Annotated in this window: 17 protein-coding genes; 5 read left to right on the top strand and 12 right to left on the bottom strand. The window is 66.6% G+C overall.

Annotation, left to right across the window (positions count from 1 at the left end; all coding sequences use genetic code 11):
* The first annotated feature begins 289 nt into the window (after positions 1-289).
* Positions 290-2011, top strand: a complete 1722-nt coding sequence (locus RPB_RS12055) for a serine hydrolase (protein ID WP_011441283.1) — start codon at positions 290-292, stop codon at positions 2009-2011.
* Positions 2012-2243: 232 nt separating this feature from the next.
* Here the strand turns inward: RPB_RS12055 and RPB_RS12050 are convergent, their stop codons facing one another.
* The 4 genes from RPB_RS12050 to RPB_RS12035 all read right to left on the bottom strand — a co-directional run bounded on the left by RPB_RS12050 (position 2244) and on the right by RPB_RS12035 (position 5836).
* Positions 2244-2969, bottom strand: coding sequence for a DnaJ domain-containing protein (locus tag RPB_RS12050; protein WP_041798221.1), 726 nt, complete (start codon positions 2967-2969; stop codon positions 2244-2246).
* Positions 2970-3012: 43 nt separating this feature from the next.
* Positions 3013-3753, bottom strand: a complete 741-nt coding sequence (locus RPB_RS12045) for a hypothetical protein (RefSeq protein WP_011441281.1) — start codon at positions 3751-3753, stop codon at positions 3013-3015.
* Positions 3754-3842: 89 nt separating this feature from the next.
* Positions 3843-4676: an alpha/beta fold hydrolase gene (locus tag RPB_RS12040; RefSeq protein WP_011441280.1), complete on the bottom strand. Its 834-nt coding sequence runs from the start codon at positions 4674-4676 to the stop codon at positions 3843-3845.
* Between the two features lie 236 nt (positions 4677-4912).
* On the bottom strand, positions 4913-5836 hold the full coding sequence (locus RPB_RS12035; RefSeq protein ID WP_011441279.1) for a division plane positioning ATPase MipZ: 924 nt from the start codon (positions 5834-5836) through the stop codon (positions 4913-4915).
* A gap of 241 nt (positions 5837-6077) precedes the next feature.
* Here RPB_RS12035 and panC point away from each other — a divergent pair, with 241 nt between their 5' ends.
* The gene (panC, locus tag RPB_RS12030) at positions 6078-6929 is read left to right on the top strand and encodes a pantoate--beta-alanine ligase (RefSeq protein WP_011441278.1); all 852 of its coding nucleotides are present in this window, start codon (positions 6078-6080) and stop codon (positions 6927-6929) included.
* Here the strand turns inward: panC and RPB_RS12025 are convergent, their stop codons facing one another.
* The 4 genes from RPB_RS12025 to RPB_RS12010 form a co-directional block, all read right to left on the bottom strand.
* Entirely contained in the window at positions 6930-7367 is a 438-nt protein-coding gene (locus RPB_RS12025; RefSeq protein ID WP_011441277.1) for a DUF1489 family protein, read from the bottom strand.
* Between the two features lie 37 nt (positions 7368-7404).
* Positions 7405-8442: a hypothetical protein gene (locus RPB_RS12020; RefSeq protein WP_011441276.1), complete on the bottom strand. Its 1038-nt coding sequence runs from the start codon at positions 8440-8442 to the stop codon at positions 7405-7407.
* 158 nt (positions 8443-8600) lie between these two features.
* Positions 8601-8792, bottom strand: a complete 192-nt coding sequence (locus RPB_RS12015) for a hypothetical protein (RefSeq protein WP_011441275.1) — start codon at positions 8790-8792, stop codon at positions 8601-8603.
* 210 nt (positions 8793-9002) lie between these two features.
* Positions 9003-9659 (bottom strand): glutathione S-transferase family protein, encoded by a 657-nt coding sequence (locus tag RPB_RS12010; protein WP_011441274.1) that lies wholly within the window; start codon positions 9657-9659, stop codon positions 9003-9005.
* Here RPB_RS12010 and RPB_RS12005 point away from each other — a divergent pair.
* On the top strand, positions 9631-9840 hold the full coding sequence (locus RPB_RS12005) for a hypothetical protein (RefSeq protein ID WP_157038818.1): 210 nt from the start codon (positions 9631-9633) through the stop codon (positions 9838-9840). The genes RPB_RS12010 and RPB_RS12005 overlap by 29 nt on opposite strands.
* Before the next feature lie 3 nt (positions 9841-9843).
* Complete coding sequence (locus tag RPB_RS12000; RefSeq protein ID WP_011441273.1) at positions 9844-10119, top strand: DUF3253 domain-containing protein; 276 nt, start codon at positions 9844-9846, stop codon at positions 10117-10119.
* 18 nt (positions 10120-10137) lie between these two features.
* Here RPB_RS12000 and RPB_RS11995 read toward each other — a convergent pair whose 3' ends face one another.
* The 4 genes from RPB_RS11995 to mgtE form a co-directional block, all read right to left on the bottom strand.
* The gene (locus tag RPB_RS11995; RefSeq protein WP_011441272.1) at positions 10138-10932 is read right to left on the bottom strand and encodes a YdcF family protein; all 795 of its coding nucleotides are present in this window, start codon (positions 10930-10932) and stop codon (positions 10138-10140) included.
* A 76-nt stretch (positions 10933-11008) separates the two neighbouring features.
* A complete protein-coding gene (locus RPB_RS11990; protein ID WP_011441271.1) occupies positions 11009-11827 on the bottom strand; it encodes an aldo/keto reductase in 819 nt (272 codons plus the stop codon).
* A 77-nt stretch (positions 11828-11904) separates the two neighbouring features.
* Positions 11905-12228 (bottom strand): helix-turn-helix domain-containing protein, encoded by a 324-nt coding sequence (locus RPB_RS11985; protein ID WP_157038817.1) that lies wholly within the window; start codon positions 12226-12228, stop codon positions 11905-11907.
* A 59-nt stretch (positions 12229-12287) separates the two neighbouring features.
* Positions 12288-13709: a magnesium transporter gene (gene mgtE / locus RPB_RS11980; protein ID WP_011441269.1), complete on the bottom strand. Its 1422-nt coding sequence runs from the start codon at positions 13707-13709 to the stop codon at positions 12288-12290.
* Between the two features lie 161 nt (positions 13710-13870).
* Between mgtE and RPB_RS11975 the strand changes: the two genes are divergently transcribed.
* Positions 13871-14668, top strand: coding sequence for a polysaccharide deacetylase family protein (locus RPB_RS11975; RefSeq protein WP_011441268.1), 798 nt, complete (start codon positions 13871-13873; stop codon positions 14666-14668).
* The last annotated feature ends 109 nt before the right edge of the window (positions 14669-14777 follow it).

Here is a 14777-nt window from a genome sequence, read left to right as displayed (position 1 = left end):
CCATCACGCGCGGGGTCACATCGCGCAATTGACCAAAATCCTCGGGATTGCCGCAACGGACGTTTAACCTTTTGGAAACGCGCCTCCCCTAACCTCTGCCTCTGATTGTTCGCGCTCTTGAGAAAAAGCCGCGTAAACTCAGCCGCTTAATCTCGACCGCTCGTCCTCGACTCGATGGGTTGGGCTTCCGCGGCTGAACTCGAGGCCGAACCGGGAGGCGTCGCCGCCGTGATGGGCATAATTCTGCCTCACGGTCCGGTGATTGATGAAAGATCGGACGGGGACGTTCATGCACCGCAACACCTATGTCAGCTCGCGGGTCTTGCGAGTATGCGTACTCGGTCTGGCCACCATCGCGGGCGCGGTCATCGCCACCACCGACACGGCCGACGCACGGCGAAAACACCGTCGACATCACGTCGAGCGCAACAGCTACAATCCGGCCTTCGCCTCGATCATCGTCGACGCCAATACCGGCGCCACGCTGAGCGCGACCAATCCCGACGCCGTGCGCCATCCCGCGTCGCTGACCAAGATCATGACGCTGTATCTGCTGTTCGAGCGGCTGGAGGCGGGCAAGCTGTCGCTCGACAGCGAGATGGAGGTGTCGGCGCATGCGTCGTCGCAAGCGCCGACCAAGCTCGGTCTGCGCCCCGGCCAGACGCTGCGCGTCGAAGACGCGATCAAGGCCCTCGTCACCCGTTCCGCCAACGACGCTGCCGTGGTGATCGCCGAAACCGTCGGCGGCAGCGAAGCCGAGTTTGCCAGGATGATGACGCGGAAGGCGCGCGCCCTCGGAATGTCCCGGACCGTCTACCGCAACTCCAACGGCCTGCCGAACGACGACCAGGTGACTACCGCGCGGGACCAGTCGATCCTCGGCCGCGCGATCCAGGACCGCTTCCCGCGCTATTACCGCTACTTCGCCACCACCACGTTCAACTACCGTGGCGCGTCGATCCGAAATCACAATCGCCTGCTCGGCAATGTCGAAGGCGTCGACGGCATCAAGACCGGCTACACCCGCGCGTCAGGCTTCAACCTCGTCACCTCGATGCACCGCGGCAACCGCTTCCTCGTCGGCGTTGTGCTGGGCGGTCGCAGCGGTGGTTCGCGCGACGCGATCATGCGCAACCTGCTCGCTGAAAATCTGGAGAAGGGCGCGACAAGGCGCACCGTCGCTGCGATCGTCGAACGCTCGCCGTCGTCGACGCAGGTCGCAGAAGACATGCCGGACAGCCGCCCATCGCCGACCGTCCAGGTCCAGGGCGCCGTTCAGGTCGCATCGGCCGCGCCGGAGCCGATCGAGACGGTCGCCCGCCCGGCCCCGCCCGCGCCGATCACCCGCGCGATCGCAACGCGGCCCGAGAAGCCCGAGCCCGGCCCGTTTAACAGCGGCACGATCGAGACCAAGCCGCTGTCGCTGATCCCGGGGTCGTCGGAGCCGATGAAGCCGGTCCGGGTGAAGACCGTTCAGGTCAAATCGGCGCCGATCAAGCTCGCCTCCGCCGTCGCCGCGCCGCCCGTGACCAACACCATCCCGCCGGCCCGCCGCGAGATCGCCGAAACCTCCACCGCCGCCATCACCAGGGCCGAGCTGGTGCAGCAGCCGGCCAATCACGGCACCGGCAATGGCATCCTCGGCGTCCTGCCGGCATCCCGAGTGGCGCCGTCGAACGCCCAGGCGATGGCCGCGGTCGAGCCGACGCCCGCGCCGACGTCCAGCGCGGTTCAGCAGAACGGAGCGATCAAGTCGGTGACCCACACCGGCTGGATCATCCAGGTCGGCGCGCTGGAGAGCGAGAGCGAAGCCAAGGCCCGGCTCGAAGCCGCGCGCGATCAGGCCCGCGGCATGCTCGGCAAGGCCGATCCGTTCACCGAGACGGTGGTGTCCAAGGGCGATCGCAAGCTGTATCGCGCCCGCTTCGCCGGGCTCGGTCGCGATGAAGCCGAAGCGGTGTGCCGCAAGCTGAAGCGCTCGGACATCTCCTGCTTCACCATCAAGAACTGACGCACCTCCGACGCAACGTGATCTACGGCCGGACACGCGTCCGGCCGTTTTCGTTAGTGCACCGTCCTTTGCGACGAAGGGATCGCAGCCGTGCGCTGCGCGGTGAAACCACTCGTCAATCATTGCGCGATAAAAACGGAAACAACAGCCACGCCGAAAGGGCGGGCAGTCGGCGTCAATCAGAGATCAGAGAAGCACTCGCAGTCTGTAGCGTTGAGTTGCGTTGCCGGAGTCAGCTGCGATGCGTGCGAAGCAAAGTATCCTTGGCCGCGTTTACACGGGCGGCAAGGTACGTCGACCCCCCTTGGTCGGGATGCAATTTCTTCATCAGGGCGCGGTGAGCGCGGCCGATGTCGTCCGGCCCCGCGCCCGGCTTCAGGCCAAGGATCTCATAGGCCTCCTCGGTCGTCATTTTGCTGCCCGACGGCTGGCTTCCACGCCGCCCTGCCGCGTCTCCCTGCGCGTTCTGACGCCAGGCGGGAAACCGGCGGTCCAGATAGCTTTCAAGTAGCGCACAGCTCTCGGCGTCGAAGCCGGCCATCATCGCGGCGAGTTCGGAAAGATCGAACGCGTCGAGCGAGCGGCCGGCATGGGCGCCGGTCAGAATGCGGCCGTTGATCGCACCGCTCTCGTGGTCGAGCGTCATCTCCAGCGCCGACGATCGCACCTGCGAGGTCTGGCCGGGCGAGCGCCGTCCCGCTGATCCGAACACGCCGCCGAGCCTGCCGAAGCCGGCATTGCCCATCGGCGCCCAGCCGAGCAGGCCGGCGCCGAACAGGCCGAGCGGGATCGCCACAGCCAGCTGTCCCTTGACGCCGGTGAACAGCGCCGCCGCGAGCGTGACGATGCCGCCGGCGACCTTGATCGCGCGCGCCAGCACGGCCGGGTTGGCCGTCCGGACCATCTGCAGCAGCATGTAGAGAACGAAAACGGCGACGACGCCGACGATCAGAGTCATGGATGCCATATAGGATGGGTGCCGGCAAAAAGCATCGCCGCGGCTATTTCATCTGCCCGAGCAGCAGTGCCGCACCCCCGCCCCCGCGGGCGAGCCGCAGCAACGCGTCGCGGCCGCCGGCCGCATAGGCCGCAGCCGCGCGCAGCAGTTCGCGCAACTGTGCCGCCGCGCCCGGATCGAACCGGCACCAGGCGCCGCCGGTCAGCCGCGCGATCTCCCGGAAGGTCTGCTCGGCGACCGGATCGTAACCCTCCTGAAAGACGAACACCGGCACCTTCAGCATGCCGAGTTCGCCGGCTTTCGCGCACAGATCGTCGATCGATTCTTCCATGGCGTCGCCGACGAACACCACCGCGCGCACCCCCGAGGCGATCGCCTCGCGGCGTGTGTCGGACAGCACCCGACCGATCTGGGTGTGGCCGCCGCGGCAGTCGATCCGGCCCATCAGCCGCGCCAGTTCGTCGCTGGTCGAGATCCAGCCGCTGGCGCGGCATTCGCTCAGGCCGCGATAATACACCAGCCGGATGTCGAGGCTGCCGATCGCCTCCGCCTCGCGAAACATGTCGGCCTGCAGCGCGCAGGCCATGTCCCAGGTCGGCTGCCGGCTCATCGTCGCATCGAGCGCAAACACCAGCCGGCCGCGCGCGCCGGTCGCCCCCGGCGTCATCGCCCGCGCCTTGGCGACGAAGGCGGCGATTTCGTCCGACGAATTGCCGGTCCGCACCGATCGATCGGCAGCGTCCGTCAGCGGTCGTTGGGAAGATTTGGTCGGATCGTGAGGCATCGAAGCTCGCGCGTGATCACGCGGCTTATGTGGCGTCTACCCCGGCGACGGTCAATGCCGGGAGCGCAGCGACTGCCGAAGTCCGCGGCTCACCTCACCTGCGCCATGGCGCCCGAGCTCGGCGCAGGCCGCGCCTTGACCGGCCCCGGCCTGACTCCCTCGGTGTCGAGGAACTGATCCAGCGCGCTGCTGATCGACGCCTTGACGTCGTCCGGACCGCGATCACTCATGTCGACATGCTGGAAGCCGGTGTTGACCACGGTGATGCCGGCCTTGTCGCAGATCTCCTGGTCCGGCACGACGCCGGGATCGGGCTTGAACACCGGGTCCTGGGAGCGGAACGACAGAATTCTGAACTTGCCATCGATCATGAACGGCACCCGCAGATTGTCCAGCGTCACCACCTTCCTGATCCGGTCGGGATGCAGCTTGGCGTAGTACATCGAAATGTCGCCGCCGTTCGAATGACCGACCATCGTCAAGTGTTCGTAATCGGCGTTCGGCTGCAATACGGCGAGTTGCTTCACAGCGAATTCGATGTTGGCGATACCGCGTTGATACACCGGAAGCCGTCCCACATAAGGCTCGCCGACTTTCGTCACCAGCGGCGCGTCGCTGTCGAGATCGTGCTGGATGCTCACCGCCATGTAGCCGCGCGCGGCGAACAGATTGGCGAGGAACGAGTACTCGGTAAAGCGGACGGTATTGCCGTGATTGAGGAGCGCGACCGGCAGTTCGATCAGGCCGGCCTCGGCCTGCAGCTCCTTGTCGCGCCGCACCGCGATATCGACGGCCACCGGCCGGTTGCGGGCCGCATCGAAGAACGTCAGCGTCTCGTGACGGATCGCCCATTTCGAAGCGGTGAAATAAGCTGCGGCCGATACGATGCACAGCGTCAGCAGAACGGCAATTCCGCGCGTCATGATCCATCCTGGTTCGGCGCATTGCCCCATGCCCAGGGCTTCGGACGCCGATACCGCAACTATAAGTCACGGCCATATGACGGGAAGATCAAACATTAGGAGAATCCCGCTCGCAGCTTGTGCAAATGCACAATGCAGCGACAAAGCGCGACGATCCATGCAGCGTGTTGCAACAATGCGACGATCGACCGGCTGCGAAACGACCGACACCAAGACACGGGACGGCTGTCAGCCTGCTACGCGCCGACGATGTCGTGTAGTTCGAGCGGCGTGTCGGCCCGGGCGAACCATTCGGCGCGGTTTGCGGCGCGGCGGCGGCCGCGCTCGTCGAGCGGCAGCTTCAATTGCCGTAGCAGCCCGGTGACTTCCTCGCGCGCGGTGACGTGCCCCATACTCGGCCGGGTCCCCAGCGTCGCCTCGGTGAGATCGTCGAGCGCAGTCAGCCCGCGCGGAAAGAATTCGCGGTAAACCACCCGTTCGGCGAAACCGTCGAGCGGACGAAACCCGATCCGCATCGCCAGATCCTTCAGACTGCCGGCGACGAGCTGATTGTTGCGCGACCCCATCGTCGACAGCCGATTGCGCACCACGATCCAGTCGGTATCGACGCCGTCGAGCTGGCGCCGCCTGCGCCGGGCATCGAGCACCATCGACGCATAGTGCCCCGGCCCGGTGACCGAGAATGTCGCCGGGTCGACGCAGCCCAGCACGTCGAAGTCCAGAAAGCTGTCGTTGATCGGGGTCACCAGCGTGTCGGCCATCGAATGCGCCAGCCGCATCAGATAGCTGTCGGCGCCGGGCGTATCGATCACGATGAAGTCGTGGGTGAGTTCGACCGCCGCGACCGCGTCGGCGAATTGCGCGAACTCGGCCGATTCATTATCGGCGATGTGCATCGTCTCGCCGAGCCGGATGCAGCAATGCTGCGGCAGCTCGAGCTCGAGGCCGGTATGCCGCGCCCAGCTCCGGCGATTGTCGATCGAGCGGGTGAGGCTCTGCTGCCGGCAGTCGAGGTCGATGGTCGCGACGCGCTGGCCGGCCTTCAGCAAGGCCACCACAATGTGCAGTGCCAGCGTCGATTTGCCCGAGCCGCCCTTCTCGTTGCCGAGGACAACGACGCGCGCCGAGCCGGACTGTGCCTGCGGAGCCTGAACCAGCATCGATCTCCCCTTGTGGATATCTTCAAAGCGGCGACCTCCGCGGTCAAGCAAATTGCGTGAAAGCGCTGCCGGATCAATCGCCTTGCGGCTTCATCATGAATCCTAAGCTCGGCGGCTCCGGTTCCGGGCGTCGGAAAACGCCTTGGGATTGGCTTGGGATTGGCGGCGGAACGCGGGCTTTGATAAGATCGAAATCCTCGACGCCGCCATCCGGCGGCTCTCTTCACGCCCGCGAGCCCCCATGCCCCGTCCTCCCGTCGTCGCCCGCACCCTCCCCGCCCTTCGCCGCGCGCTCGACGATCTGCGGCGCCGCAACGCCACCGTGGCGCTGGTTCCGACCATGGGCGCCCTGCACGACGGCCATCTGTCGCTGGTGCGGCTGGCGAAGCGCCGCGCCGCCAAGGTCGTGGTGTCGGTGTTCGTCAATCCCACCCAGTTCGCGCCGCACGAGGATTTCGGCTCCTATCCGCGGACCTGGAAGGCCGACGTCGCCAAGCTCGCCGCCGAGAATGTCGACCTGATCTGGAATCCCGATGTCAAGACGATGTACCCAGAGGGCTTCGCGACGAGGATCGGAGTCGATGGCCCCGCGATCGCCGGGCTCGAGGATCGTTTCCGTCCACATTTTTTCGGCGGCGTCGCCACCGTCGTCGGCAAACTGTTCCTGCAGGTCCGGCCGGACGTCGCGATCTTCGGCTCGAAGGATTTCCAGCAGCTCCGCGTCGTGACGCGGATGGCGGCCGACCTCGACTTGGGCGTCAAGGTGATCGGCGCACCGACGATCCGCGAACGCGATGGCCTCGCGATGTCGTCGCGCAACGTCTACCTGACGCCGGAGCAGCGCCAGGTGGCGCCGACGCTGTATCGCGCGATGAAGGAGACCGCCAAATTGTTGAAAGCCGGCAGGAGCGCGGAAGCGGCGTTGGCAGCGGGCGCGAAGATGATCACCGACGCCGGCTTCGCGCTCGACTATCTCGAAGCTCGCCATGCCGAGTCGCTGGCGCCGGTCGGATCGATCAAGGATGGCCCGATCCGTCTGCTGGTCGCCGCCAAGCTCGGCAACACAAGGCTGATCGACAACGTCGCGGTGTAGTCAGAGCAATCCGAGTTCGCGCAATTCGCGGCGCATCGGCTCCGGCATCGCGGCGATGCTCTCGGCGGCCTTGCCGAGGTCGGGCGGCGCGTCGGCGGTGGTGAGATAGCGCCAGCCCTGAAACGGCCGCATCGGCCGTGGGCTGACGGCATGCACCTTCGGCTCCATGATCAGCCGGCAGCGGCCGATGCCGTCGCCGTCGCGAAACGGCTCGATGCCGATCAGCTTCTCGCGCGCAGCGATCTCGCCGCGGATCACCCAGTAGATCGAACCGCCGTCGAGCAGTTCGGCGTCACGCTTGGGCACCATCCGGGTGATGTGGACATGCTGGCGCGGCAGCCCCTGCTGGCGCGCGAGCTTGGCGCGCTCGGCGACGCGGCTGGTCAGGTCCTTCACCGACTCGCAGCCGACCGCCAGCTTGATCAGATTGAGCGCCATTGGTTCGGATCGTTCCTGATGCGGGAGAGGGTCGCGATCAGTTATCCGGATTTGCCTCCGCGGGCGCAAGCTGGACCGGCGCCGCCACCGGCGGCTTCGGTTTCGGCGGCGGCGGCGGTCGCCTGACCGCAGCCTGGGCATTCGCCGGAGCCTGCCCGCCGGCGGCGGCTGCCTGGCCGTTGGCCGGAGCCTGGGCGCTCGGGGCTGCGGGCGGCCGCTTGGCGGCGGCCGACGGCGCCGCGTGACCGGCGGCATTGCCGGCGGCCGTCGCGGCAGGCTTCGGCGCGGCCGGCGCCGGCTCGTTCATGATCGAGATCGGCGGAATCGAGGACGAGGTCGCGAAATCGATATTGACCGGCTTGCCGCTCGGCGCCTCGGCGACGCCGAGCACGCCGCCAGGCACCGGAGCGGCCGCTGCGAGCGGCCCACTTCCCGCGCCCCACGCGGGCGCTGCCCGGGTGACGGTGGTCTCGTAGACGTGTTCGTTCATGTTGGCCGCGATCCGGCTGTGATCGGTGAGCGACTGGAAGGCGGCGCACTGATCAGGCACGCAACGATCCTGCGCCGTCAGCACATAGGCGATCAGGCCGTAGCGGTCACGCTCGATCGAACGCCGCAGCCGGTCGAGTTCGGGCGTCATCCGCTTGCTGGCCGAAGCGACATCGCCCTGCGCCGTCAGTTGCGCCATTCGCGCCGACGCATAGGACACCGCCGCCGCCACCGTCTCGGGCGACGAGAACAGCGCGCGTTCGCATGCGGCCTGCACGGCATCGCCGGCGAGGTCGTCGACGCAGGCCAGCGCCGGCATGGTGTTGATGGCCCGCCCCGCGTCCGCGTTGCGCACCACCGGACCCGCGCTGTCGACGAACAGCCGCCAAGATGCGAGGCCGGCAACGCCCACGGCGAGCAGCGTGATGACGCCGAGCACGGCATTCGCCACCGATCTGTCGGCCCGCACCAGCGCGATGACGAGAATCAGGACGAAAACAGCCGCAGCGGCCATCGCGGCCCAGATCGGCAAATTCGGCGAATGCAGAATGCGGTCGGCTGCCGCCGACCATGAGGCCCACTCCATGCGCGTTGTCCCCTTGCGCCTACCCGGTTCAAATCAACACGGGATTTGCGACGAAAATACGCGCGAGCGTCGTGGGCGGGTCATTCAACCCTGGTTCCGTCGAGCCGTCGGTCGATCGGCTGCCGGCGTCTTGCCGCCGGCCCTGCCGATATGCCACGTCAGCAAACCGTGAGCTGGCTTTCCTTGGCGACGCGCTCGAAGGTTTCGGACGAACTCTTGATGCGATACTGGCAATCCTGGCCGTCGGTCGGGAGCAACCGGATGACCTCGTAGATACCGCTCGCTGCCGGGCGGGCAACGTTGCTGGCGGTAAAATACACGTTTTCACCAACCACGAACTTGTGCTTCAACGCTCTACTCCATGCGCCACGAAAACGCCGGCAGCCGATGATCCCCAGCGCATGCCGGCCAAAACCCTGTTTCCATATAGCACGCCAGGGCCTCAAATGACCAGCGATCAGAGGGCATAGGTCCGCATCGAATTTGCAGCTTTTTCAGCGAGGTAGGCCAGATCGTCGCAGCGTTTCCGGCAACCGCGGACGGGGTTTTAGGGAACCCGCTCAATCGACCTCGAATTTCGCAATGACCAGGGTCTCGGCGAGCGCGGCTTCGGTCCATTCATGGAAGGCCGGCAGCGCCTGCATGACCTCGGCATAGCCCTGCGAGATCGGATCGAGCTCGATCGCATAGGTTCGGAACCGGTGCACCACCGGAGCGTACATCGCATCCGCCCCGCTGAAACCGCCGAACAGATAGGGCCCGAACCGGCCGTAGCGCTCGCGGCAGTCGGTCCAGATCTGCTTGACCCGGGCGATGTCGGCCAGCGCTGCGTCGGACAGCGCCTTCGGACCGACCGGCCGGTGGATGTTCATGCCGCATTCGTTGCGCAGCGCCGCGAAGCCGGAGTGCATTTCCGCCGACACCGAGCGCGCATGGGCGCGGGCGGCGACATCATCGGGCCAGAGTTGCGCCTTGGGAAAACGCTCGGCGGCGTATTCGATGATCGCCAGCGAGTCCCAGATGGTGACGTCACCATCGATCAGCACCGGCACCTTGCCGGAATCGGTGAACGCGAGGATGCGCCGCTTGTCCGCGTCGCCGGTGTAGAGCGGGATCAGCACTTCGTCGAAGGCGATGCCGGTCGCCTTCAGCGCCAGCCACGGCCGCATCGACCAGGACGAGTAGTTCTTGTTGCCGATCACCAGCGTGCGCGCCATCGATGAACTCCAGAAACAGCCGATTCCACCCGGCCTGCGGCACAATCATCGCAACGCCGGGCCGGCTGTCAATCAGGGCGTTTCGAGCGAAGGCGGCTCAGGTTGGCATCAAGACAACGCGTCGGTCAGAACCGAGGCGCGCGTGGCGGTTGCGATCCTCGGCGCGATGCTGCAGGTGTGACGGATGAACATCCAGGATTCGACCACCACCGCGCCCGCGTCGCTCGAACACGCCCTCCTCTCCATCCTGACCAAGGCCAGCCCCGGCACGCTGAGCGCCCCGGAAATCGCGCATGCGATCTCGCCGGAAGGCGACTGGCACGGTTTGCTGATGCCGATCCGCCGCACCGCCGTCGAACTCGCGATGGCCGGCCGGCTGGTGATCTATCGCAAGGGCAAGCCGGCCGACCCGGCCGACTTTCGCGGCGTCTACCGTCTCGGCCTACCGCGCCACGACTAAGCGCGCCTGCTCGTCGCGCTACGGCGATGGCAGCAGGCTCGTGGTCCGGCCGCTCAGCCGATAGGCCAACAGCCCCGCCCATTCATGGGCGGCGACGTCGGTGCGCGCGAGACCGCTGCTGAGCCGGTCGAATGGCCGTGCGGCATCGCCCCAGCCCCGCGTCCGCCAATCCACCGGAGCAGCCGTCACGTCGAAGCCGGCGGCGCGGAACGCGGTGATCGAGCGCGGCATGTGGAACGCCGAGGTCACCAGCAGCCATACTTCGCCGGGCTTCGGCGAGACCAGCTCGCGCGTGAAGCTGGCATTCTCCGCCGTCGTGCGCGATCGGCTCTCCACTACGAAACGATCCGGCGCGACGCCGAAGCGCGCGAATAGATCGGCCGCGATCGGCGCCTCGGCGACCGAATTCTGGATCAGATTGCCGCTGCCGCCGCTGTAGACGATCCGCGCCTGCGGATAGTCCCGCGCCAGTTCGAGCGCGGCCATGACGCGCTCCGCCGAAGAATCGAGCTCGACCGCGTCGCGCGCGGCGCTGACCTCGGAGTCGATCGCACCACCGAGCACGATGATGCCGTCCGGGGCGCGACCGCTGAATTGCCACGGCGGGAAGCGCTCCGACAAACTCAGCAGCAGCACGCTGCCGAGCGGCGAGTAGCCGGCGATCAGCAGCAGCACGACGCCCACGCCCAGCACCCGCGCGCCCGCTCGCCGCCACCGCGTCAGCAACATCAGCACGCCGACCGCGCAGATCACCGCGATGGTGTTGGAAGGGTGGATGAAGAAGCCGAGGATTTTGGACAGCACGAAGAACATCGATCACCCGCGCAGCGAGGCCATGCCCCGCGAGGTGCGTGATTTCGCCGGCCGGGTCAATCTGCCGCGATGTCGCTCAGTCCCAATCCGGCTCGGTGACCGAATGCACCAGCCGGCCCTCGGGGCTGCCCAGCGCAAAGATCTCGCGCATCTCGTCGTCGCTGAGCACGAAGTCGAAGACGTCGATGTTTTGCGAGAGGCGCTCGATCCGCGAGGTGCGCGGGATCGCCGGAACGTTCTGCTGCACCAGCCAGCGCAGGCACACCTGCGAGGGCGACTTGCCGTGCGCTGCCCCGATCCGGGTCAGCACCTCGCTCTGCCGCGCGGTGCCCTTGGCGATCGGGCTGTAGGCGACCATCGCGATGCCGAGTTCGGCGCAGGCCGCCAGCAAATTGCTCTGGCCGAGAAACGGATGATACTCGACCTGATTGCACACCAGCGGTTCCGGACAGAGCGCGACCGCCTGCTTCAGCAGCGCCACGGTGAAATTCGACACGCCGATATGCCGCGTCATGCCGAGTTCTCTGGCGTGCGCGAGTGCGCCGAGCGTTTCGTTCAGCGGCACATGCGCGTTCGGCCAGTGCAGCATCAGCAGGTCGACCTCCGACAGCCGCATCTTGTGCAGGCTCTCTTTGGTCGAGCGGAGCAGATCGTTGGGCGCGAAATGCGTCGTCCAGACCTTGGTGGCGACGAACATCTCGCTGCGCCTGATGTGCGAATTGCGGATGCCCTCGCCGACGTCGCGTTCGTTGTAGTAGACCTGCGCGGTGTCGATGTGGCGATAGCCGAGCCGGATCGCCTGCTCGACGATGCGGGCGCAGGAATGGCCGCTCAGCTCCCAGGTGCCGAGTCCGATCGCGGGAATTTTCGCGCCATGGGCTTCAACGAACTGCATATCGGTGCTCTCGCAGTCGCAACGCAGATCCGTCTGCGCAGTATGTCCCGGGATTGCCGCCGTGCCAATCGCCGCGATTACGAGGCCGTCGAATCCGCAGCGCCGGCTCCCGCCAGCGCCGCGAATACCGTATCGGGCGCATGCGCGATGACGGACAGCAGCGCCCGCGCCGGACCGCGCGGCAGGCGCTTGCCCTGCTCCCAGTTCCGGATGGTATCGACCGGAACGCCGAGCCGGTCCGCGAATTCGGTTTGCGTCAATCGGGCGCGCCGGCGTAGATCGCGCACCGCGGGCGTCGCTGGCTCCGGAGCCGCCGGCGACAGCGGAAATTCCTGCCCGTCGCGCAGTTCGACGATCCGTCCATCCGCCTTCAGGCGCAGCCGCTGCAACTGATTGACCATCGGGCGATGGTCGACCTTCGACGTTAACAGCCGATGAAGACGCGGTTGCTCCCCAGTCGTTACTTCAGCCCGAACCACAACGTGGCGATGCCGAGGAAGGCGAAGAAGCCGACGACATCGGTCACCGTGGTGACGAACGTCCCCGATGCGACGGCGGGATCGACCCGGAAGCGATCCAGCGCGATCGGGATCAGGATTCCGCCGAGCGCGCCCGCCACCAGATTGGTCACCATCGCCAATCCGATCACCACGCCCAGCCCTGGCACCCGGAACCAGGCATAGGCGGCCAGCCCGGTGATGATCGCAAAGCCGATGCCGTTGACCAGACCGACCAGCAGTTCGCGCATCACCACCCGATAGGCGTTGCTGGAGCCGAGTTCGCGGGTCGCCAGCGCCCGCACCGCCACCGTCATGGTCTGGGTCGCGGCATTGCCGCCCTGGCTGGCGACGATCGGCGCCAGCACCGCCAGCGCCACCATCTGCTCCAGCGCGCCTTCGAACAGGCCGAGCACCGAGGAGGCCAGGAATGCGGTGGCGAGATTGACCAGCAGCCAGTTGAAGCGGCTGCGGGCGATGGTCCAGACCCGGTCGGACAGTTCCTCGCCGCTGGAGACGCCGCCCAGCGCCTTGAGGTCCTCGTCGGCCTCTTCCTCGATGACGTCGACGACGTCGTCGATGGTGATCACGCCGACCAGGCGGTCGTCGGTGTCGACCACCGGCGCCGCGACCAGATTGTACTTGCCGAACAGCCGCGCCACCTCTTCCTGGTCGTCGAGCACCGAGACCTTGCGGCGGTCCTCGTCGATCAGATCGGCCAGCGGCACGTCGCGATGCGAGCGCAGCAGCGCGTCGAGCGCGATCGCGCCCTGCCAGCGGTTGATCCCGTCGACGACGTAGATCTCGTAGAACCGGTCCGGCAGATCCGGGGTCTCGCGCATGAAGTCGATCGCCTGCCCGACGTTCCAGTCGCGCGGCACCACGATGAATTCGGTCTGCATCCGCCGGCCGGCGGAGTTTTCCGGATAGTCGAGGCTGCGCTCGAGCGCGTCGCGCTCGGATTGCGGCAGCTTGCCGAGGATCTCGTCCTGCTCGTCCTCGTCGAGCACCTGCAGCAGTTCGACCGCGTCGTCGGAATCGAGCTCGCGGACGCCTTCGGCGACGGCCTCGGGCTCGAGTTCCTCGAGGATCTCCTCGCGGACGGTCTCGTCGACCTCGTTCAGCGCCGAGAAGTGGAAATCGGCGCCGGTCAGTTCCACCAGCCGGACGCGCTCGTCGGAATCCAGCGCCTCGATCAGGTCGCCGACGTCGGCCTCGTGCAGGTCGGAGACGATTTCGCGCAGGAACGGCGCATTCTCCTCGGCGATGGCGCGGGAGATCGCCGCGACGAAGTCGGCCCTGATTTCGCCGTCCTCGTCCCGCATCGAGAGATGATCGGGCATGGTCTGGTCGGCTCGCACGACCGCATCGAGTTCGTCGGCCATGGCGCCCCCCGCGGGTTTTATCGGTTGCAGATTTCGTGCGCCGTCGGGCAAGATGCGCTGTCGATCGGCGGATCGAACGACTTTGGCAATACTCAATCGGTGATGTACGGCGCAATGAATTTCGTGACACCCGCGATCAATCATCGGCCGGAAAGGGTGTCATGAACGCATCGACAGCACTGGCCGCGATTGTCACTCTCGGCATTCTCGGCTCCGCGGCGCAGGCCGCCGACTGCGCCCGCCCCGGGGCGCTCGGCACCGCGCGCACCATGGTCGTCGACGCCGCGAAATACCCGCGCATCGGGACCAAGAGCTTTCCGCAGACATTGCCGTTGGACGACCACGAGGTCGTCCTGACGTTCGACGACGGCCCTGCGGCGACGACACCGAAGGTGCTGAAGGCGCTCGCCGACGAATGCGTCAAGGCGACGTTCTTCCTGGTCGGCAAGCCGGCCGCCGAAACGCCCGGCCTGGTCAAGCGGATCGCGGCCGAGGGCCACACCGTCGCGCATCACACCTGGACGCACAAACATCTGCCGAGTCTCACCTATGCCGACGCGCTGGCCGAGATCGACCGCGGCATCGCCGCCGATGAGGCGATCCTCCGCCGCAACGGCATCGCGGTGTCGCCCACGAAGTTCTTCCGTTTTCCCTATTTCGAATCGACGCCTGCCTTGCTCGACACGCTGCAAGCGCGTGGGATCGTGGTGTGGGGCGCCGACCTCTGGGCCAGCGACTGGAACGTGATGACGCCCGAGGTGCAGCTCAAGCTGATCACCGATCGGCTGAAGACGACCGGCAAGGGCATCATCCTGTTTCACGACCCCCGCGCGCAAACCGCTGAAATGATGCCGGCTTTCCTGCGCTGGCTGCGCGACAATCAGTATCGCGTCGTGCATGCCGTGCCGCCACCGGCCGGGCCGCCGGTGGTCGCCGCCGGCTCTCATGCGACGCGCTGATCGCAGGCTGGCGCCGGCTGAGAAACCGTGATCAATGCCACAGTTAAGCTGCTGTTCAGGCTGCTGACTTACGGTGAGAAGCGACTGATTGGGCGGTCCGGAGTGCGTG

Source organism: Rhodopseudomonas palustris HaA2, assembly GCF_000013365.1.
In the GTDB taxonomy this organism is placed as follows: domain Bacteria; phylum Pseudomonadota; class Alphaproteobacteria; order Rhizobiales; family Xanthobacteraceae; genus Rhodopseudomonas; species Rhodopseudomonas palustris_J.
Note: the sequence above shows the minus strand (reverse complement) of the source record. Positions and strands in the feature narration are given on the sequence as shown.